The sequence below is a fragment of the Enterobacter sp. Ap-1006 genome (assembly GCF_011752835.1).
Classification (GTDB): domain Bacteria; phylum Pseudomonadota; class Gammaproteobacteria; order Enterobacterales; family Enterobacteriaceae; genus Cedecea.
The window spans coordinates 1-253 of record NZ_VWWU01000028.1 but is presented as its reverse complement, the minus strand read 5'-3'; the positions used below and the strand labels follow the sequence as shown (position 1 = coordinate 253).

Annotated in this window: 1 rRNA gene; it reads left to right on the top strand. The window is 49.8% G+C overall.

Annotated features, from left to right (window positions below):
• A 16S ribosomal RNA gene (locus F3J28_RS22340) occupies nucleotides 1-113 on the top strand; the annotation flags it as partial.
• Between the last annotated feature and the right edge of the window lie 140 nt (nucleotides 114-253).

Genomic DNA, 253 nt, shown 5'->3' with positions numbered 1-253 from the left:
AAGAAGTAGGTAGCTTAACCTTCGGGAGGGCGCTTACCACTTTGTGATTCATGACTGGGGTGAAGTCGTAACAAGGTAACCGTAGGGGAACCTGCGGTTGGATCACCTCCTTACCTAAAAGATACAAACCCGCGTAGTGCTCACACAGATTGTCTGATAGAAAACGAGCAGTAAAACCTTATAGGCTTGTAGCTCAGGTGGTTAGAGCGCACCCCTGATAAGGGTGAGGTCGGTGGTTCAAGTCCACTCAGGC